The 19659-nt window shown below is 53.1% G+C and carries 16 protein-coding genes; 10 read left to right on the top strand and 6 right to left on the bottom strand.

All coding sequences use genetic code 11. The features are described from left to right. Positions 1-50 precede the first annotated feature (50 nt). Both IVG45_RS14720 and IVG45_RS14715 read left to right on the top strand, forming a co-directional pair. Positions 51-467, top strand: a complete 417-nt coding sequence (locus IVG45_RS14720) for a hypothetical protein (RefSeq protein WP_196434561.1) — start codon at positions 51-53, stop codon at positions 465-467. Positions 468-718: 251 nt separating this feature from the next. Beyond that, positions 719-2590 (top strand): autotransporter outer membrane beta-barrel domain-containing protein, encoded by a 1872-nt coding sequence (locus IVG45_RS14715; protein WP_196434560.1) that lies wholly within the window; start codon positions 719-721, stop codon positions 2588-2590. A gap of 95 nt (positions 2591-2685) precedes the next feature. On the opposite strand, the gene IVG45_RS14710 is transcribed toward IVG45_RS14715, so the two are convergent. Continuing rightward, positions 2686-3468, bottom strand: a complete 783-nt coding sequence (locus tag IVG45_RS14710; protein WP_196434559.1) for a hypothetical protein — start codon at positions 3466-3468, stop codon at positions 2686-2688. Between the two features lie 289 nt (positions 3469-3757). Beyond that, on the bottom strand, positions 3758-4099 hold the full coding sequence (locus IVG45_RS14705) for a hypothetical protein (RefSeq protein ID WP_196434558.1): 342 nt from the start codon (positions 4097-4099) through the stop codon (positions 3758-3760). 351 nt (positions 4100-4450) lie between these two features. Between IVG45_RS14705 and moaA the strand changes: the two genes are divergently transcribed. The 5 genes from moaA to IVG45_RS14680 are packed head-to-tail and all read left to right on the top strand — an operon-like array spanning position 4451 to position 10196. Beyond that, positions 4451-5458: a GTP 3',8-cyclase MoaA gene (gene moaA / locus IVG45_RS14700; protein WP_196434557.1), complete on the top strand. Its 1008-nt coding sequence runs from the start codon at positions 4451-4453 to the stop codon at positions 5456-5458. A gap of 17 nt (positions 5459-5475) precedes the next feature. After that, positions 5476-5838 carry a YajD family HNH nuclease gene (locus tag IVG45_RS14695; protein WP_196434556.1) on the top strand — a complete coding sequence of 121 codons (363 nt, stop codon included), beginning with the start codon at positions 5476-5478 and terminating at the stop codon, positions 5836-5838. Beyond that, positions 5835-6401: a DNA-3-methyladenine glycosylase I gene (locus tag IVG45_RS14690; RefSeq protein ID WP_196434555.1), complete on the top strand. Its 567-nt coding sequence runs from the start codon at positions 5835-5837 to the stop codon at positions 6399-6401. The genes IVG45_RS14695 and IVG45_RS14690 overlap by 4 nt, the downstream gene beginning before the upstream one ends. Then, positions 6398-6886, top strand: coding sequence for a HugZ family pyridoxamine 5'-phosphate oxidase (locus IVG45_RS14685; RefSeq protein ID WP_196434554.1), 489 nt, complete (start codon positions 6398-6400; stop codon positions 6884-6886). Before IVG45_RS14690 ends, IVG45_RS14685 begins: the two co-directional genes overlap by 4 nt. 13 nt (positions 6887-6899) lie before the next feature. Beyond that, positions 6900-10196 carry an EAL domain-containing protein gene (locus IVG45_RS14680; RefSeq protein ID WP_196434553.1) on the top strand — a complete coding sequence of 1099 codons (3297 nt, stop codon included), beginning with the start codon at positions 6900-6902 and terminating at the stop codon, positions 10194-10196. Here the strand turns inward: IVG45_RS14680 and IVG45_RS14675 are convergent. After that, a complete protein-coding gene (locus tag IVG45_RS14675) occupies positions 10193-11317 on the bottom strand; it encodes a lytic transglycosylase domain-containing protein (protein ID WP_196434552.1) in 1125 nt (374 codons plus the stop codon). The two genes, IVG45_RS14680 and IVG45_RS14675, sit on opposite strands and share 4 nt — an antisense overlap. A 193-nt stretch (positions 11318-11510) precedes the next feature. On the opposite strand from IVG45_RS14675, the gene IVG45_RS14670 reads away from it, so the two are divergent. After that, positions 11511-12326, top strand: a complete 816-nt coding sequence (locus IVG45_RS14670) for a DUF2797 domain-containing protein (protein ID WP_230874596.1) — start codon at positions 11511-11513, stop codon at positions 12324-12326. Positions 12327-12504: 178 nt separating this feature from the next. Here the strand turns inward: IVG45_RS14670 and IVG45_RS14665 are convergent, their stop codons facing one another. From IVG45_RS14665 to polA, 3 genes are read right to left on the bottom strand one after another with little or no spacing between them, the layout of a single operon-like run. After that, positions 12505-13392: an MBL fold metallo-hydrolase gene (locus tag IVG45_RS14665; protein ID WP_196434551.1), complete on the bottom strand. Its 888-nt coding sequence runs from the start codon at positions 13390-13392 to the stop codon at positions 12505-12507. 12 nt (positions 13393-13404) lie between these two features. Continuing rightward, on the bottom strand, positions 13405-14247 hold the full coding sequence (locus tag IVG45_RS14660) for an HDOD domain-containing protein (RefSeq protein WP_196434550.1): 843 nt from the start codon (positions 14245-14247) through the stop codon (positions 13405-13407). A gap of 17 nt (positions 14248-14264) precedes the next feature. Then, positions 14265-17033 carry a DNA polymerase I gene (polA, locus tag IVG45_RS14655; RefSeq protein WP_196434549.1) on the bottom strand — a complete coding sequence of 923 codons (2769 nt, stop codon included), beginning with the start codon at positions 17031-17033 and terminating at the stop codon, positions 14265-14267. On the opposite strand from polA, the gene IVG45_RS14650 reads away from it, so the two are divergent. Further along, the gene (locus tag IVG45_RS14650; protein WP_196434548.1) at positions 17032-17316 is read left to right on the top strand and encodes a hypothetical protein; all 285 of its coding nucleotides are present in this window, start codon (positions 17032-17034) and stop codon (positions 17314-17316) included. The genes polA and IVG45_RS14650 overlap by 2 nt on opposite strands. Positions 17317-17379: 63 nt before the next feature. Then, the gene (locus IVG45_RS14645) at positions 17380-19548 is read left to right on the top strand and encodes a zeta toxin family protein (RefSeq protein WP_196434547.1); all 2169 of its coding nucleotides are present in this window, start codon (positions 17380-17382) and stop codon (positions 19546-19548) included. Positions 19549-19659: the final 111 nt, after the last annotated feature.

Raw genomic sequence — 19659 nt, 5'->3', positions numbered from 1 at the left:
TGAAACTCTTATCTAATCCTCCTGAATGCCTTGTAATAGGAGAAAAGCTAATGAATAACATCGGAGTTACTCTAACAGTTGGGCTTTTAATGGTTAGTAATACCGGACTGGCTGATGGGAATCTAGTCGGAAAGTGGGTGGAAATCGAAGGAAGCCGGCATGGTGCTAAAGCTGGTATTTCAAGCCACGGAGGCCAAGATGGCGACCGTTACGCGGCTAATGCCGATCTGAGCTTTACGCTAACCGTGGAGCAGCAAGATAATCGCTCCTTCCATGCGCGTTGGTGCAGTCAACACAAGTGCGAGGATGTGGTGGGCGTGATCCGCGGCGATGGCAAAACCCTGCTGATGAGCGACGAAAACGGAGTCTATACCGGTACCTTGATGGATAACAAGCTAGAACTGTGTTACACCGAGGCGAGCCCAACCTTTCGGGTAGCGGCTTGCCGTGAAATGGCGAAGGAGTAACTGTTTGATAGTTTAGGTTTCTTGTATGCCTTCATTGAGATTATGACTCAGGAACAGTGTCACTGATTGCTGTTCCTCAATTTTCGTTTGGAACTTACGCGAATTAGAGGCTAAAACCTGCTCGAAAGCCTTGACAGGCCTGATGATTCAAGAAATTCAATGAAACATTTTCGCCATTTGTTTCATTGAATTTCACGCGACTCAACTCCGCCTCTATTAAGATGGCGAACACAACTCTGGAGAAGCACCTAATGAAACATCCTACTTTTTTAGCTGCATTTCTTGCCTTTATCGCTTCATGCATATCCGGAGTGGCCAACGCCGAAGGGTTCAATCAGTTCATCGCATTTGGCGACAGCACCCTGGATACCGGATATTTCCGCTATCACACAACGGGAGACGCGGCATTAGATCGAGATATCAGTATCGCCATTAGTCAAGGTGCCACCGGCGGTTGGGCCGGGAATGGGGTCATGAATACCACAATACTGGCCGGAAAGTTTGGCCTGAGCGCAGCGCCTATCGGTGGTGGCGGGACCAACTATGCCAATGGCGGCACAACCACTGTGCCCAACAACGCACCGATCGTAGCCACGAATGTGACCACTATTCAGCAGATTGAGAATTACCTCTCTTCAGTCAACGGCGTCGCCAATCCCAACGCGCTTTATGTAATCAAGAGTGGCGACAACGACGCGACCTATTATACCAATCAAGGCGCCGCTTTTCGCGCTACGAACCCCAACTACCTTAGCGACGGGGCAGCCGCCCTGGCCGTGGAAGTCGCGCGTCTGCAAGCCGCTGGCGCAAGAACCATCGTGGTGCGGAATTCTTATGATTCCGCCTATTTTGCTGGTTTGGGCGGCGACATACCCCCTGACAATGCCGCCGCTTATGCGCGTACGGTGGCGCTCGGAACAAGTGAGTGGGCAAGCCTGACCGCTGCGGGCGTGCACTTCATTCCGGCAGATAACGACAGCCTGTTCAGATTCGTTGTGAAAAATCCGACTCTTTTCGGATTCACCCCCGCTTCGGTATTGCCAGCGAATGCTCCGTCGGGGGCAGTGTTCCCAGCCATTCTCGCCGTTGCCAGCCCAGCCCAACAACAGAATTTTCTGTTCCTCGCCGGCCCACACTTCACCACGGCAGGCCAGACAATCGAAGCGGATTACACCTACAGCCTGCTCATCGCGCCGAGCCAGATTTCCCTGGTGGCGGAAAGCGCCGTGCAGGTTGGTTTGGCGCGCGTTGCCACCATCGAGGGACAACTTGATCTTTCTGGCCAACATAGGGGACCAAACGGTATCAACGTCTGGGCCAGTGCTGGGGCCAATACATTGAAGGTGGAAAATACCTCGGGCTTCTCCGACAGCTCCGGCACGCCTTTCGGGGGGACGGTGGGGGTGGATTATCGGACGTCTGGTGGGGTTATCGTGGGCGCGGCGTTTACAGCGGGCAGTCAGACACAGGATTTCTCCTCGGGAGGCCATTTTGATCAGGTGGATGAAGCGCCTAGCCTTTATGCCGCCTATAAGGTTGGGCCTGTATGGGGGAGCGCGGTGGCAACCTATGGGTTGTTTCAGGACGAGATCTCACGGCAAGTGCAACTCGGTATCTTCACGGACAATAACAATGCCAACACCAGTGGCGAGTCTCCGTTGTTTGCGTTTCGCGTTGGCGGCGATTTCAAGCTAGGGCAAATTACCACCGGCCCAGTGTTTGGCGTAGTAATGCAACAAGTCCATCTCAATAGCTTCACTGAAACCGGCACCAGTGGTGTCACGGCTTTGTCGTTTGGCAGCCAGACACGGGATTCGCTTGTCAGCCAGTTCGGCTGGCGGGTATTGGCGGACCTGGACAATTGGCAACCGTTCGTTGAAGCGAAGTGGAACCATGAGTGGGCTGATAAGGATCGCATGGTAACAGCCTCGCTTACCTCAGTTGCCGCCCCATCCTACAGCGTCGATGCAGCCCAAGTGGCTTCGGATTGGGCCAATGCATCGGTCGGTGCTTCCTACAAGCTTAACTCGCAGGTGATGCTACGTGGATCACTTTCATCGGTTTTTTTCAATCCGCAAGTAATAAGCTATGGTGGTGAGTTAGGTTTGAACGTCAGTTTTTAAACTCACCCGAGTGATGGATTTCAGCCTGGCGGTATCAGTGAATAAATCCAAATAAATTATTCAGGGAACAGAAATTGAACCTGAGCCCGTAGTTGCTAACTCGGGGCGTCGTCTGGATGGACGACGTTGTAATAGGCGGATAGCTGCGCATTTACTGGTTGTTTGCCAATACGAAATACGTGACCAATTCCGCCGCCGATTGGCGCGGTCCAACGCTGACTACTGTCAGTTTTCCAGTCCACTGTGTTCATCAGTGACGAGGTCAGATAGGTACCACCCGGGAAATTGTAGTTAATGATAGGTTGGACTAGGCCGCTGTTGTAGCTACCTCCTGGTCTGTCGTTGGATACGGACCAGATATTGTTCAGGATCACACCGTATACCCAGGGATCTCCCTTTTCGACATGTATCATCACAAATGCGGGGCCCAGTCCCCAATTGTCGTTACCAAACCGAATATCCGTATTTGTGGGGATTTGGGTCACGGCTCCCATACGCCAAATGAGTCCCTCTTGGTTGGCAGGCGATAAAAGCACGCTGAATTGAGTATCACCCAGACCGACCCTTGAGTCCTGTCCGCGCCACTCTCGCGGTTGAGAAATGATCGGCAAGACTGTGCGAGTGATGATTTTCCAGTCGCCGTTGCTTGTTAGGGGAATAATGGGCTGAATGTTCAGAATGTTTTTTGTCTCTTTACGTGGACCGGTGTCGAAATCGGTATTGTTCTGGAAGGGCAGGCTGATCATTTCACTGACCGGGTTTTGAGTCATCTTGGCAAGTTCCTGATTGCTCAACTCTGCCCGCACCGTGAGCATGGCAGTGATGCCTGCTGTCGCCACAATCGCGCGTAGGTACTTTCTTCCACTCTTTATAGTCATCCTCATTTTGATACCATCGCTTTTACTTGTTTTGGTTGCTGTTGTCGATTATGGTTTTTGTCGGATTGAACGTGATGGAGCGTGTGAAGCTATCAAGGCCTTTCTGCGTTTTTTGGGTGCCTTTAATAAGCACAATGAACACATTAGTGTTAGTTTAGTTTTAGCTACGATGGAACGGACGATCGGGGTGCTGTTCTGTGAACGGTGGCTTTGGGGTAGGATTTCCACCATTCCCGGCTTAATCGGCTACCGAGTCTAAGTCGGTTGACTAGTCCTTTTTCAACGGTACTCAGTAATGATAGTTGAAGTTACATTTGCCTTCGACCCGACTGGCTATGGAGTCATCGTCAGTAGGCAGAGAGTTGACATCCATGCCGCAACCGATATTGGCGGGCTTGGGTTTTGACTTCGCTGTAATCAAATTCCGGGTCGGTTTATGGAATTCATCCGCCGAGTTGGTGTCGGACTCCAGCCATTTATCCGAAAGCGTCAGTACCAAATCCGAAGATTGGCTAAAAGCCTCCAGCGCGGGCGGTTCGGCTAGGGTTGAGCCGGCGTGGCAGATTAGAACGCCAACGAAAAAACATTGGATGACGTGGCTGTTCAGACAAAAAAAATCAACGGTTTTCATGATTTTTCTCCCGTACAAATTTAGGATGTATTAAGGTTTAGCCTATAGTTTGAAAATTGCAATCTGTTGAGGTGTTTTGTTTTAGTCCGGGTTGTTTTTCCATCGATTGCGGCCTTCATAAGGGCTAAATTCCGCGGGGAATGGGCAATAAGACCATATTTGGCGGCGGTAATCTTTCAGCATAAAAAATGCTAAGAGTTAAATATGCAAGCGGCTCAACATCCTGACAACATAAACGAAAAATGTGACAAAAAATCGATGGGCGATTCCTCGTGTCGCCGGCCGAGATAGCCAATCAGCAGTCGGGCCGGGCTGTGTTACCATTTGCGGGTCAATTTTTTAAGCATAGCCATGACTGATTTTCCGCACACTACACGGCTGGTCGATCGTTTCGGTCGCATAGTCAATTACTTACGCGTTTCGATTACCGATCGCTGCGACTTCCGTTGCGTCTATTGCATGGCGGAAGACATGGTGTTTTTGCCTCGCGGACAGATTTTGAGTCTGGAAGAAATTCAATTCATCTGCCGGGCATTTGTCGAACTGGGCGTGGGCAAAATCCGGATTACCGGCGGCGAGCCGCTGGTGCGTAAGGGCGCGCTGGGTTTGTTGCAACAGATAGGGCAACTTCCGGGGTTGCAGGAGTTGGTGATGACCAGCAATGGCTCAAAGCTGGCGCGGATGGCCGACGATCTGAAAGCCGCCGGGGTCAAGCGCGTCAACATCAGCCTCGATACGCTGGACCCGGTTAAATTCAAGGTGTTGACTCGCACCGGTGACCTGGAGAATGTGCTGAAAGGCATCAATGCGGCCCGAGATGCCGGATTTGAGCGTATCAAGATCAATGCGGTGATTCTAAAAAACCGCAATCATCAAGAAGTTGCCGATTTAGTGCAATTTGCTGTCGATCGCGGGTTGGACATCAGTTTTATCGAGGAAATGCCGCTGGGCACGGTGGACAGCCATAACCGGGCCGACGCCTATTACCCCAGCCAGTTGATCAAACAGGATTTACAGCAGCGTTTTGATTTAGTGGCTGTGCCGGATAAAACCGGGGGGCCGTCGGATTATTTTCAGGTGTCGGGCAGTGATAGCCGAGTGGGCTTTATTTCACCCCACAGCGCCAATTTTTGCGCCAGTTGTAACCGGGTGCGGCTGACGGCGGAAGGCCGCTTGCTGTTGTGTCTGGGCAATGAACATTCGGTCGATTTGAAAGCCGTGGTCAGGCAATATCCCGGTGACATCGAGGCATTGAAGCAGGCTATCATAACCGCGATGCGGATCAAACCCGAAAAGCACGAATTCAACATCCATGAACAGCCGGTCATCTTGCGCCATATGAGCGCCACCGGCGGCTAACGCAAGCGGAGAAAGCCATGTCACACAGCAAAGCCCATCAAATCGTTGCCGAAGCCCGGCGTCAGAAAGAAGAGCGCGAAAAAGGTTACCGGGAACAGGCGTTAAAACTGTTTCCATGGATTTGCGGCCGTTGCGCCCGCGAATTCGATCATAAAAATCTGCGCGAATTGACCGTACATCACACCAATCACAATCACGACCATAACCCGGCCGATGGCAGCAACTGGGAGTTGTTGTGCCTTTATTGCCACGATAACGAACATCAGCGTTACGAAGAGCAAACCCGCTTTGGCGGCAAGGCCGGTGGCGAATCCAAGGGGCCGCAAGCGACCTTCAATCCGTTTGCCGATTTGAAAAAAATGCTGCAAAAAGACGAATGATCAAATGCCGATGGGCCTTGGCCAGTGCCAGCGAAGAGCGCTATCACGACAACGAATGGGGCGTGCCGTTGCATGACGATCATGGGTTGTTCGAGTTTCTGCTGTTGGAAGGCGCGCAGGCCGGATTGAGCTGGCGTACTATTCTGGATAAGCGGGAGGCTTATCGCGCCGCCTTCGACAACTTCGACGCGGAAAAAATCGCGGCTTATGACGAAGACAAGATCAATACCTTGTTGGCTAACACGGGCATCGTCCGCAACCGCTTGAAAATCCGGGCCGCCGTGGTCAATGCCAGGGCATTTCTGGATGTCAGCCAAACATTCGGTAGTTTCGATGCCTACATCTGGCGGTTTGTCGAGGGGCGGCCCATGCAAAATAGTTGGCGGACCCATGAGCAGTTACCGGCCTTTAGCCCTGAATCCGAACAGATGAGCAAAGACTTGCGGCAGCGCGGCTTCAAATTCGTCGGCAAAACCATTTGCTATGCCTACATGCAGGCGGTGGGCATGGTGAATGACCATACCACCGATTGCTATCGCCATCCCCAACTGGCTACATCATGACCGAATCCGAACGCGACGGCCTGCAACGTGCGTGCGACGGCTTAATCCAGCACCAGCAAAGCCTGCTATTGGCCAGCCGCTCGGAACAGGGTAAGGCCGACATTAGCTATGCGCCCTATCTGCGGGATGGTGACGATTTTTATATTTTTGTCAGCCAGTTGGCCAGACACACCCAAAACCTGCTGAGTTATCCGCAAGCCTCGGTGCTATTCATAGAGCCGGAAACCGAGGCGGCCAATCCGTTCGCGCGCCGGCGTTTGACCTTTGATTGCCGGGTTCGGGAAATCAACAAAAACGATCCGGCCCATGGCCAAATTCTGGACGGCATGGCGGCGAAATTTGGCGAGACCGTTAACTTGTTGCGGAGCTTGCCCGACTTTCATTTGTTTGCCTTGACACCGGAGCGAGGCCAGTTTGTCGCCGGTTTCGGTAAAGCTTTTGCCGTCGATGCCCAAGGCGGCTTGCAGTGGCCGACGACAAATTGATGCCGAGCCTGTTATGCGAAACCCGCAAACACTGATTTTTTTGAATCTGATGGCCGGGGCCGGCTATTTTGTTGGCGGCTGGCTGGGAACCTTGTTGGCCACGCCGCCCAGTAATGCCAGCCCGATCTGGCCGGCGGCCGGTGTCGCGCTGGCACTTACCTTGGCGTTTGGGGAATCGGTGATACCGGGCATTTTCCTTGGGGCATTGGTTGCCCAGGTCTACGCCTTTCTCGACGCATCGAGTTTCGCAAAAATTCCGGAATCGTTGGGCGTGGGAACATTGGCCGGCATCGGCTCCTGTTTACAGGCCTGGATAGGCATGCAACTGATCAATCGCTGGGTTGGGCCGCACGATGCATTGATCGAGGATAGGAAAATTCTGCGCTTCTTTGTCTTGATCGCCGTCAGTTGCCTGGTGGCGGCTACGGTCGGCGTGGCGTCCTTGTATGTTCGCGGCGTCATCGGTTTATCGGACATCATAGGTAGCTGGGGAACCTGGTGGGTGGGGGACATGATAGGCGCAACTATCTTTACCCCGTTATTACTGCTTTTTATCGGGCAACCGAAGGCGATTTGGCAGGCCAGGCGGCGCTTCGTGTTCTATCCGATGTTACTGGTGGTTTTACTGGTTGTGGCGGCGTTTGAATTTAGCCGCTATCAGGAAAACCAGCGGATACAAAGTTTGTTCGAGCGCCAGGTCGAGTTGTTGCATAGCTCGATCGATGAGCACTTACATGATCATATGGCGACCGTAGCGACACTAAAGGCGTTGTTCGACAGTTCGGAAGGCGTGGAGCGCGAAGAGTTTATCCGTTTTGCCGAGTCTATTCGCAACCAGCGCAGCGGTGTTCTGGAGTGGACGCCGCGCGTCAGTCAAGCCGAACGCTTGGCTTGGCAGGCTATGAACCATGCGCCTATCCGCCGATTAAGCGGCGAGAGGGATTTGCTGCCGGCCGAATCCAAGGATTTTTATTTCCCGGTAAGCTATATGGTGCCGGAAGCCGGCAATGAACGAGCCTTGGGCTATGACATCAGCAGCAATCCGCAAATTGCCCCCGTGATTTTCAAGGCCATCGATAGCGGGGAAACCTTGGCCACCGGACCTATTCAGCTGATTCAGGACGTTAGCTACCAGGTCGGCACGGTGATTTATTCGCCGGTCTATCGTAAGCATCAGCCATTGAATAGCGTGCAGGAGAAACGGGCGGCTTTTTCCGGTTTTGTCGCCAGCGTTTTTCGGGTCGAGGCCGATATTCGGGCGATTTTTAACTGGTTGGGCGCCGAGCAGCTGCAATTGTTGCTGGTTATTTACGATCAAGGCAACCTGATCTACAGCAACCTGCCGGCCGATTATCACCGGAGTTTGCAGTTTTCAAACCTGGGTAAGACCCGGACTATCGATTTCGCCGGCCGCGGCTGGCAACTGCATTATTTGCCGGCGGCCGAATTTTTCCATCAACAACAATCCGTGGTGTCCTGGTGGATGTTGCTGGGCGGCTTGATATTATGCGGACTCAGCGGTTTCGGCTTGCTGTTGTTGACTGGGCGCACCGCGCGCGTCGAAGACTTGGTGGCGGTTCGCACCCTGGATTTATCGCGTATCAACGAAGCCTTGAATCAGGAAATCGCAATTCGCAGGCAGCAGGAAAACGAACTGCGAGTGGCCGCGACCACTTTCGAATCGCATGAAGCCATAGTGGTGGCGGATCCCAATGGCATCATTTTGCGGGTCAATAAAGCCTTCAGCGAAATAACGGGATACAGCGCCGAGGAAGCCATCGGCAAAAATCCGCGCATATTGTCGTCCGGCTATCATGACAAGCAGTTTTATCAGCAAATGTACAAGGAACTTGCGAAAAAAAATCAATGGAAGGGCGAAATATGGAACAGGCGTAAAAACGGTGAAGTCTTCCCGGAACTGTTGACGGTAACCGGGGTGCGCGACGAACACCATCGCCTGACCCATTATGTGGCGATTTTTTCCGATGTCAGCGCTCAGAAAGCCGCCGAAAAGGAAATCCATAATCTGGCCTTTTACGATCCGCTGACCAATTTACCCAATCGGCGCCTGATGCTGGACCGATTGAAACAGGAAATTGCCGTGGCCAAACGCCAGTTGAGTTATGGGGCGTTGTTTTTTTTGGACCTGGATCATTTCAAAAATCTTAACGACTCCCGTGGCCATCAGGTGGGGGACGAGTTGCTGGTTCAGGTGGCGCAACGCTTGAAATCCATCATCCGCGATGAAGATACCGCCTGCCGCTTGGGAGGGGATGAGTTCATCGTGATGGTGCCGGTGCGATACCCGAGCTTGCAACAGGCCACCAATCATGCGGCGATGCTGGCCGAAAAAATCCTACTGGCCATCAATCAGCCCTTTGTGGTGCAAGGCAACGAACACCATTTTTCCACCAGTATCGGCGTTACCCTGTACCCGGAAACGGTGCAGCAGCCGGAAGAGGTTATCCAGCAAGCCGATACCGCCATGTATCGGGCCAAGGAAAGCGGCCGCAACAGCATCAGTTTTTTCCGTCCGTCGATGCAGGAAACCGCCGATCGCCGCCTGACCCTGGAAAAAGAAATGCGAGTGGCTTTACAGGAAAATCAGTTTGTTCTGTACTACCAACCGCAAATGGATGAGTCTTACCGGGTAGTCAGCGCCGAAGCCCTGATTCGCTGGCAACATCCGCGCAAAGGCATGATTTCGCCGTTGGAATTCATCCCGCTGGCCGAGGATACTCAATTGATTTTGCCGATAGGGGGCTGGGTTTTGCGGGAAGCTTGTCGCCAAATCAAAATATGGGATAGCCAGGGCCATGCGATCGGCCATATCGCGGTGAACGTCAGTTCGAGGCAATTTCGCCAAGCCAATTTTGTCCAGCAAGTCAGACAAACCTTGATGGATGCCGGCTTGAATCCGGAAAGGTTGGTGATAGAGTTGACCGAAGGCTGTGTGATCGAGAATATCGATGACACCATCGCCAAAATGCAGGCTCTGCGGAAGATGGGCGTCAGAATTTCGATCGACGACTTCGGCATAGGCTATTCTTCATTGTCCTATCTGAAGAGTCTGCCCTTGAGTCAGCTAAAAATCGACCAAAGCTTTGTCAGGCATATCGATGATCCGAACTCGGCGGTCATCGTGGAAACCATCATCATGATGGCCAAAAGCCTGGGGCTGAACGTGATTGCCGAAGGCGTGGAAAATCAGGCCCAGGTGGATTTCCTGAGAGCCAAGGGCTGTTTGTTTTATCAGGGCTTTTATTTCAGCCAGCCGGTGGCGGCGGAGGCATTTAAATTCGAGGTTTAAAATGCAGGCGCAAAACCGGGAATACCCAGGCGTTGAATATAAACGGCATTATCGCCCTCCTCGTAAGCCGGCAATTTGCCGTCTTGTTGCCAGAGTTTGAACGCCAGCGCATAGGCTAAAACCCGGATCGGATAATCGCGCGGCAATTGTTGCAGATAGGGCTGTGAGCTGACAAAGTCGTCGGCGCCGTATTGCTGCATGATAAAGCGTAGGCCGCCGTTGCGTGGGCCGATGTTATAAGCCAACAGGCCCAGGAATAAATCGTCCTTCATTTCGGCCAAATAATGTTTCAGAGTGGCTGCGGCGATAAAGGCATTGTGGCGCGGATTGGCGACATCCGGACTGTCGACGCCAAGTGCTTCACCAGCTTGTTGCAGGATAAACTTGGGCACGGCGGTAATTTGGAACAAGCCCTGGCCGCCATCGTGACTGGTGCGCGGCATGAAGGACGATTCGGCCGCGGCAACCCCTTGCAATAGGTTGATGTCCACTTTAAAGGCTTCGGCCGCCTGTTGAATATCCGGATTGTATGCTTCGGCGCGTTCAATCAGTTTCCGCAGTTGAGAGGTGCCATGGCGCCGGTAGGCGGCATACACCTGATGCGCCAGCGTGGTTCTGGCCGCCTGTTGCTTGCCGCCCACCAGGCTGCGTAAATCGGTGAAGACCGGAATGTAGCCGTCATGAAACACAAACCAAATCAGCCCGCAGCTCAGACCGACAGCCAATAGGGCCGGAAATCCGGTCCAACGCTGGCGAATTGGGCCACGCAGTTTAATCCAGGCCAACAGCAGACCGGCGGCTACCACTACCCAAATGGCCACGCCGGCGGCAAACGGCAACAAATTGGCAAAAAAATTCGAACCCGAGAATGTGTGGGCCGAAGAGCCCAGTGCCAGCATGGTTCCCAGCAGGGCGCTGATTGCCAAGCCCAGCACTTCCAGCGTCATCAGCGACAGATTTTTCCGGCTCCAGAACGGAGACGAGGGCTGGCGTTTGCGGGCAGGGGATTTGCGAGGTTTGTTGCCGGTTGCGGACGGTTGTAGGCGCGGCTTGCCCGGCTTCGAGGCGTTGCGCGCGGCGGGTTTCGGTCTGGATACAGAGGGTTTCGGGCTGATGGCCAAGGTCTAAGACCCCTGGTCTGACTTGCGAGGATTCGCGCAATTCGAGCAGCGCGCATCGGTAGGGCTCGCAACATCGTTGATCGGGTAACGAAATAGACGGCTAGCAAGTAGAAACGACATGAACTTCTGCCTTGTGCAAATAAAAAACACTGTCATTATAGCCGACTGATTTAACGAGACCGAGGTTAAGAGTGTGCTGGGCAGTTTAGAAAAAATGACGACGCAACTGGCGGAGCCGGTGCAATACCGGTTACCAGTAGGGGATGCCGAATTGGAATTGAATCCGCTGTTGGGACAAAGGCTGGAGCTGCGCTACAGCGGCCGGATTTTTTGTGTGCATTGCCAAAAAAAGACCGCCAAAAGTTTTAACCAAGGCTATTGCTATCCGTGTTTCATCAAGCTGGCGCAATGCGACATGTGCATCATGAAGCCGGAAACCTGCCATTATGCCGCCGGCACTTGCCGCGAGCCGAGTTGGGGCGAGGAATTTTGTTTTCAGCCGCATATCGTCTATCTGGCCAATTCATCCGGAATCAAGGTCGGCATTACCCGGCAAACACAAATTCCGACGCGCTGGATCGATCAGGGCGCCGTGCAGGCCCTGCCGGTGTTTAGAGTCGCTTCCCGGCATGTTTCGGGTTTAGTGGAGGTGGCGTTAGCCGCGCATGTCAGTGATAAAACCAGCTGGCAGCAGATGTTGAAAAACAATGTTCAGGTATTGGATTTACCGGCATTGCGCGATCAGCTGCTGGCAAAATGCAGCGATAGACTAGCACTTATTGCCGAACAATTCGGTGGAGAGGCGTTGCAGCTTTTGGCCGATGCCGAAATGCTGGATATTCACTATCCGGTATTGCAATACCCCACCAAGGTCAAATCCTTCAATCTGGATAAAGACCCCGTCGTGTCCGGCGTATTGCAAGGAATCAAGGGCCAGTATCTGCTGCTGGATAGCGGCGTGATCAATATCCGCAAGTTTACCGGCTATGAAATTGAAGTATCGTGCTAGGAGCCTGTTTGACTTGAAGTTTTAACCATCACAATGGTTTATAGGTTTTTATTTGCTGCTTTTTGCGTAAAACACCAGGATTTATAAATAAACCTATTAAAATCATGTGGATAAGCGCTCTGTAGGCTCCTGGGGCAAGGAGCCAAGAGGCCGATAATTGGCGTGCAAGAGGTTGCATCTATGGTATTTGGTATTCATCACCTTCTCGAGCCAGAAACATCTCAAAATCCGGATTCGCGGCGTGTAAACACACATCTTGAAAAATAGTTTCCAGTTGGCTGTCGCTACGGGTCGGTTCATGATGGGTAAAAAACAGTTTTTTAACCTTGGCTTGTTCGGCTAACTGCATGGCCGCGCCGTAAGTGCTATGCCCCCAGCCTTTTTTGGCGGCGTATTCGGCGTCGGTGTAAGACGAATCGGCTATCAGCACGTCGACGTTCCGCATCGCGGCCTGCACTTCAAGCCGTTTGTCATCGATAAATTGCTGGTTGGAGGCGAAGTCGGGGTCATCGGTCCGATAGGGGTTTTGCGTCATTTCGTAGTCCCCGGTGAAAAACAGCGAGCGTCCATCGCTATCCTCCACCCGATAGCCGAAATTCAGGACCGGGTGGCTCAGCACCGTCGGAGTAACCTTGGCGCTGCCTATCCGCACGGTTTCCCCCGGCATCAGGGTATGGTAGTGAACCCGTGCCTTGAGTTGGGCTTCGCTGATCGGGAAGTAACTGTATTGTAACTGTACGCTTAAGGCTCGCTCTATGCCTTGCTGGGTAACGGGGTCCAGTCCGCCATAAACATGCACATGGCTATCGGGCGCGAAAAAGGGCAGGAAAAACGGCAAGCCTTGTATGTGGTCCCAGTGGGTGTGGGTAATCAAGATATGCGCGACCAGCGGCGCCTGGCCAAGCAGGCTTTGCGCCAAGGCGTGGATGCCGGTGCCGGCGTCCAAAATCAATAAATCATTGTCTACCGTTCGAATTTCAATGCAGGTGGTATTGCCGCCGTATTTGACTGTACTGGCGCCCGGTGTGGGAATTGAACCTCTTACGCCCCAAAATTTGAATTTCATTGCCGCATATCCCTAGTCAATAAACGCCATGGCTTCTGATTTTACTCGGCTTATATCGCCCAAATCGGCAATCAGCCCATCCAGGCCCATGCCAAAGCATTGCTCGGTCTCGGGCGGCAACTCCTCTATCACCGAATTGCCGGCAAAACCAAATTCGAGTTTTTTACTGATTTGGTTGGCGGCAAACAAGCAATCGCTCAGCGCCGAGCGTTGATGGTCGCTGTGGTGGTGGTCTATTGCCTCTATCAATCCCGGCCCCAGCCCCCAATGTTCCGCCAGCAATTTGCCGGCCTGGCTGTGGTCAACCCCCAATATATCGATTTCTACTTGATTCAGTGCCATGCCTTGCTCACTGGCGGTTTGGAGTACGGTTTTATAGGTGGCCGGGACAAATTCGGCAAACACGATTTTGCCGAAATCATGCAATAAACCGGCGACGAAATAATCGCTACCTTGAATCGGAGCCACTTTCAACCGTTCCGCCAATAATTTACAGATTGCCGCGCTGGTTAAGGAATGCAACAAAAAGGCCCGATTATCGAAGCCGGCCTGATTTTGCGCCGGCAGTACGCCCATTACGGCTACCGACAATGCCATGTTTTTTACGGTGTTGATTCCCAGATGCACCACTGCTCGTTGCACGGAACTAATTTTTTGCGCCAGCCCATAAAATGGCGAATTGATCACTTTCAGGACTTTTACCGTCATGATCGGGTCGGTTTCGATCACCTGTACAATTTCGCGACTGTCGGCATTGATATCCGCCGCCAACTGCAACAATCGTTGAACACTGCCGCGAAAAGCCGGCATTTTGTCGACAAAGGTCAGCAATTGGTCGTCGTTTATAGTCGTCACAAGGCTCTATTCCTCAATTAATGCGCTTGATCCCAATTCTCGCCGCAACCGGCTTCCACCAGCAGAGGCACCCGCAACTCGGCTGCGCCGGACATAATGTCACGTATCGTTTCCGTGTTGTCCTGTAATTGCGGCTCCGCCACCTCGAACACTAACTCGTCATGCACTTGCATGATCATCTTGACATCGGCGCCGCTGTTCCGAATCCAGGCGTCGCAGCCTATCATCGCTCGCTTGATGATGTCGGCCGCCGTGCCCTGCATCGGCGCGTTGATCGCGGTGCGTTCGGCATACTGGCGCATGGCGGGATTGCGGGCATTAATCTCCGGCAAATATAGGCGCCGGCCGAAAAGCGTTTCAACGTATCCAAGTTGTTTGGCTTGTTCGCGGATGTTATCCATATATTGTTTCACGCCGGGGTAGCGGCTAAAGTATAGATCAATATAGGCTTGTGCCTGGTTACGCGACAAGCCCAATTGTTGGGCCAAGCCAAAGGCCGACATGCCGTAAATCAAACCGAAATTAATGGCCTTGGCCGAACGGCGCAGTTCGTGAGTAACTTGGCCAACCTCCACTTCGAACACTTCCGCCGCAGTGGCGCTGTGTACATCCAGACCCTGCGAAAATGCCGCCAATAAACCGGCATCGCCGGATAAATGAGCCATGATGCGCAGTTCGATCTGCGAATAGTCGGCGGCAACAATTTTGTAGCCGGGCGGAGCGATAAAGGCTTGACGTATCTTGCGGCCTTCCTCGCTACGGATCGGGATGTTCTGTAGGTTAGGGTCGGACGAGGATAAGCGGCCGGTGGCCGCCACCGCCTGATGATAGGAGGTATGCACCCGGCCGGTTTTGGGATTGATTTGCTGCGGCAGTTTGTCGGTGTAGGTGGATTTCAGCTTGCTCATGCCTCGAAATTCCAGGATCAGCCTAGGCAAGGCATAATCCAGCGCCAGCTCCTGTAATACCGATTCGTCGGTGGAGGGCTGGCCCTTGGGGGTTTTCTTCAGCACCGGCAGATTCAGCCTGTCGTATAAAATCTCCTGTATCTGTTTGGGCGAACCCAGATTGAAAGCCGAGCCGGCCAGATCATGCGCCTGCTGCTCTATGCCTATCATGCGATTGGCCAGCTCAAGACTTTGCTGGTCCAGCATCGCGCTGTCGATCAGTACGCCATTTTCCTCGATTCGTACCAACACATCGATCAGCGGCACTTCGATCTCGTTATACAAGGCCCACAGGCGCGGATGTTGCCTCAATTGTTCCGACAGGGTCTGATGCAAGCGTAGCGTAATATCGGCATCCTCGGCGGCATATTCCGCGGCTTGTTCGACAGCCACTTCCTGGAAACCGATCTGCTTGGCGCCCTTGCCGGCCACGTCCTCGAAATGTATGGTGTCGGCGCCCAGATAATGCTTGGCCAGGTCGTCCATGTTGTGTTTGGTCGCCGTGCTGTTCAACACATAGGATTCCAGCATGGTGTCGTGTTGAATGCCGCGCAGTTTGATGCCGTGATTGGCCAGAATATGGGCATCGTATTTCAGATTCTGGCCCAGTTTGGGTTTTTCGGCATCTTCCAGCAGCGGCTTTAACGCGTCCAGCACGCTTTGCCGATCGAGTTGCGCCGGTGCATCCGGATAGTCGTGAGCCAGCGGCAGATAAGCTGCTTGTCCGGCTGCCACCGCGAACGAAACGCCGACGATTTCGGCATTGCTGTAATTCAGGCTGGTGGTTTCGGTATCGAAAGCGAATAGCTCGGCTTGTCTTAGTTTGTCCAGCCAGCGATCGAAATCGGCCTGGTCGAGAAGGGTTTGATAGTCACGGGCTAACCAAGCAATCGGCTCTTGATGCCTACGTTGCTCCGTTTCCTGTTTGCTCGCCGCCGCTTTACTTTGTTCCTCGGTGGGAGAAAGTGTTGATGCTTGCTCGCCGTTCAAGGTCTTCAGCCAGCTGCTGAAGCCCAGTGTGCCCAGTTGCTGTTTCAAGGCGGCCATATCCGGCTGCTTGCGCTTCAACTCCTCCAGGCTGTAATGCAAGGCCACGTCGCATTTGATGGTGGTCAATTCCCGCGATAACGGCAATTGCGGCAAAGCTTCACGCAGGTTATCGCCGATCTTGCCCTTGATCTCGCCGGCATGCGCGATCAGATTGTCCAATGTGCCATATTGTTGCAGCCATTTGGCTGCGGTTTTCGGACCGACTTTCGGCACGCCGGGGATGTTGTCCACCGCATCGCCCATCAAGGCCAGGTAATCGATGATCTGCTCGGGCTTGACGCCGAACTTCTCCTCGACGCCGGCAATATCCATCCGAGTATTGGTCATCGAGTTTTCCAGCGTGATCCGCTCGGTCACCAGTTGTGCCATGTCCTTGTCGCCGGTGGAAATGACCACGTCAAAGCCTTGCCGGGCGGCATTTTGCGCCAGGCTGCCCAATACATCGTCGGCTTCGACGCCATGTTCGATGATCAAAGGCAAACCCAATGATTTGATCAATTCATGCAGCGGCTGAATTTGTACCCGCAAATCGTCCGGCATCGGCGGCCGATGTGCTTTGTACTGATCGTATAAATCATGCCGAAAGGTCTTGCCCGGCGCGTCGAACACCACCGTGACATAAGGTGTGTCGTAATCGTTGATCAACTTTCGCAGCATGTTGGACACGCCGTAAATCGCATTGGTAGGCTGGCCCTGGGCATTGCTTAGTGGCGGAACGGCATGAAAGGCGCGGAATAAAAACGACGAGCCGTCGACCAGAATCAGTTTGTTTGCGGAAATGTCGGACATGCTTGGGCTGCGGCTAAATAATCAAATCGGCAACGATACAGCCCGGATTGAGCGGCTGCAAGCAAAGAATGTCAAGCTGTCCAGAGTCCCTTGGAAGCTGGCGGTGCGGTTGATTTGTCTCGATGCGATTATTGCCGATGTGCTTTGCTTGGAAAAAATCCTGTCGCACGTTAATCTGATGCGGGGGAATACTGTTTCCGTGGATCGGCAACAACCTTCGAGCTTGATGATGAGATGTCCGGCATCGATTCTATCCCCACCCAGCAAAGGACGGCCACCATAACAATTATTAAAACAACGCGGAGCCCGCCAATCAAGAGCCGGGCCAGCAATAGGAAGGCTAGATATGCAGCAAAATCCCCACCGCAACATCCCGGCTTACCGGCAATTGAAGCGGTTGCGCACCGCTCTGGCGATCGCCCAAGGTAGCCGGCTTCTGTCAAAATTATTACAGGAATTGGAGGCCACGGTCTCCCACGACCAAACCAAGCGCGTTACCTATATGACCGGTCTGTTTTCGCGCATACACAGAGAGATGTTCAACGACTGGAGAGAACAGATTACCGTCAACCATAGGCCGGGAACCATGTTGGATAAGGAGCAGCGCAAGCGGTTCCGGATTGCCATCGAGCGGCTGGTGTTGAATGGCGACAGCAATCAAGATAGCGCGATCTTCGACAATAACGGTTTCGTGATTCAAAGCCAGGATATTGCCGAACGCTTGGCCGGCTTCTATCAAGAGTTACGCTGTATTCGGCCTTACTCTTATGGCAATCGCATCACGCTGGATTTTTTTATCACGGCGCTGGGCAATTTGCCGGCTTTTAAAGCGGTCTATGAACAAGGCATCGACTTTCGCCGTCTGGCGCCGGCGGATGCCGTGGCACTGCATGATCCGGCCAGTACCCATGCCGCTCTCGGTAAGGCATTCAGGCATGCGCTGGATCCGACCCGTAGCAAAAATCTGGCGAACAAGGCCAATGGCTATGGCAAATGGCCGGAAAACAAACGTTTTTTACAAGGCATCCCGTTTTTGTCGCATACCACCGCCGACGGTATCGAGTGTCTGGTCACCGTGAATGGTGGCTTGGTGCCGCTGCAAACTATTCAGGTCGATCAATTCATCACCGGCCAACATTTCGTCGATAATCCGCTGAGCGTGTCCGAACAGGTCATCGGCTTCCTGCCGGGTACCGAGGATTTGCGTTTGCCCGGTAAAACAGCGATCGATGCGATTCCGATACGAGAAGATGGCGTGGCGCCGTTGTTTTGCCTGGATATCAATATTTTGACCAGCCTGCGTCCGCCAAGTCATGCCGAATTACTGGACTTGATCAAGCAATTCGTCGGCGAACAAGCCAATGTATTTGCCTTGGCCGATAATCCGTCTTTAAAGAGGAAAATGCTGGCGGCCACCCGGAGCGAGCCGCGTTTGCGGCGTACGGTGGAAATTGCCTACCAACGTCTGGCCAAGATTAATCGCGCCTTGCAAGTTGCGTTGGACAAGATTTTTAACGGCAAAACGCCGGTCGAGCAACCCAAGCTCTTTATGTGCATGGGCGGCGCGGGGGCCGGCAAAACCGCAGTGGAGGAAATCGCCCAAGCCCAATGCGGTGATAATTTTGTGATAGCCTCGCTGGATGAATTCCGCAAACTGAGCGATTTGTATTGCCTGCTGACCGCGGCCGATCACCATAGCGACGATTACGTCTATGTGGAACCCTTTGCCAACCGTTTGCGCGATCTGGTGGCCGAGCATGCACGGGAAAGCCGGATCAATATTTTGTACGACGGTACCGGGATTCCTTATCAACCACGCTATTCCACCGTGATCAATCAATTTCGGGCGGCCGGCTTCCACACCCAGATAACCGCCGTCGACGCGTTTTTAGTCAAGCCAGCCGGCCGGGAACAGGAATTATCGCGTTCCGGCGTCATCGGTAGCGTCAAGTCGCGTTTTGCCGCTACCGGCCGCGCCCTGCCTTGGGTGGTGACTATCGATAAACACATCCGCTCGCCGCACTCCTTCCTACTAGCCCTGCAAGATAGTGCGCTGGCCAAGTTGTCGTTGTTTGCCAACGACGGCGAACGCGACCAACATTATCTGGTTGCGGAAAGTTTTTTGTTGTACGACGAAGACATCGAATATCTGCAGCAACAGCAAATTGGCGGCGGCCTGGCGCGACATTATAAAACCATGATGACCCGGCATAAGGATTCGGTGTTGAAAAGTCTGGCTCAAGACGGCGATAGTGCGTTGACGGCGCTGATCGACAGAAATCCGGCGCTGGCTGAAGACAACGTTGGCTATCTGATCTATCGCGGCGGAGAGTGCAATCGGGTTTTGCTGATTTATAATCTGAAGCGCATGGTGGATTTTGTGCAGAAACGCCAGCTCAATCCAAATGCTTCCGGCGAGGAAGGCTTGTTGCACAAGCCTTGGGCATTGGCGTTTAATGTCGATCCGTTGGCCAAACATGCCTGGATTACCCGTTTACAGGGGACGGTGGAGTAAGTTCTGAAAAATGCGCGGATGGTCTGCGGCCACGCGACAACTTGTCGCATCAATTAAGCCATTGGCAAGCCGCCATATCCGATATGATGGGAGCTGAAAAGCGATCGTGCT

It is taken from the genome of Methylomonas sp. LL1 (assembly GCF_015711015.1).
In the GTDB taxonomy this organism is placed as follows: domain Bacteria; phylum Pseudomonadota; class Gammaproteobacteria; order Methylococcales; family Methylomonadaceae; genus Methylomonas.
This window is presented reverse-complemented; position numbering and strand designations above follow the sequence as displayed.

Coding starts and splice junctions, on each gene's coding strand:
- IVG45_RS14685 (WP_196434554.1), top strand. CDS start 6,398: ATGACCGAATCCGAACGCGACGGCCTGCAACGTGCGTGCGACGGCTTA.
- IVG45_RS14705 (WP_196434558.1), bottom strand. CDS start 4,099: ATGAAAACCGTTGATTTTTTTTGTCTGAACAGCCACGTCATCCAATGT.
- IVG45_RS14680 (WP_196434553.1), top strand. CDS start 6,900: ATGCGAAACCCGCAAACACTGATTTTTTTGAATCTGATGGCCGGGGCC.
- IVG45_RS14715 (WP_196434560.1), top strand. CDS start 719: ATGAAACATCCTACTTTTTTAGCTGCATTTCTTGCCTTTATCGCTTCA.
- IVG45_RS14695 (WP_196434556.1), top strand. CDS start 5,476: ATGTCACACAGCAAAGCCCATCAAATCGTTGCCGAAGCCCGGCGTCAG.
- IVG45_RS14710 (WP_196434559.1), bottom strand. CDS start 3,468: ATGACTATAAAGAGTGGAAGAAAGTACCTACGCGCGATTGTGGCGACA.
- IVG45_RS14645 (WP_196434547.1), top strand. CDS start 17,380: ATGCAGCAAAATCCCCACCGCAACATCCCGGCTTACCGGCAATTGAAG.
- IVG45_RS14720 (WP_196434561.1), top strand. CDS start 51: ATGAATAACATCGGAGTTACTCTAACAGTTGGGCTTTTAATGGTTAGT.
- polA (WP_196434549.1), bottom strand. CDS start 17,033: ATGTCCGACATTTCCGCAAACAAACTGATTCTGGTCGACGGCTCGTCG.
- IVG45_RS14650 (WP_196434548.1), top strand. CDS start 17,032: ATGCTTGGGCTGCGGCTAAATAATCAAATCGGCAACGATACAGCCCGG.
- moaA (WP_196434557.1), top strand. CDS start 4,451: ATGACTGATTTTCCGCACACTACACGGCTGGTCGATCGTTTCGGTCGC.
- IVG45_RS14690 (WP_196434555.1), top strand. CDS start 5,835: ATGATCAAATGCCGATGGGCCTTGGCCAGTGCCAGCGAAGAGCGCTAT.
- IVG45_RS14665 (WP_196434551.1), bottom strand. CDS start 13,392: ATGAAATTCAAATTTTGGGGCGTAAGAGGTTCAATTCCCACACCGGGC.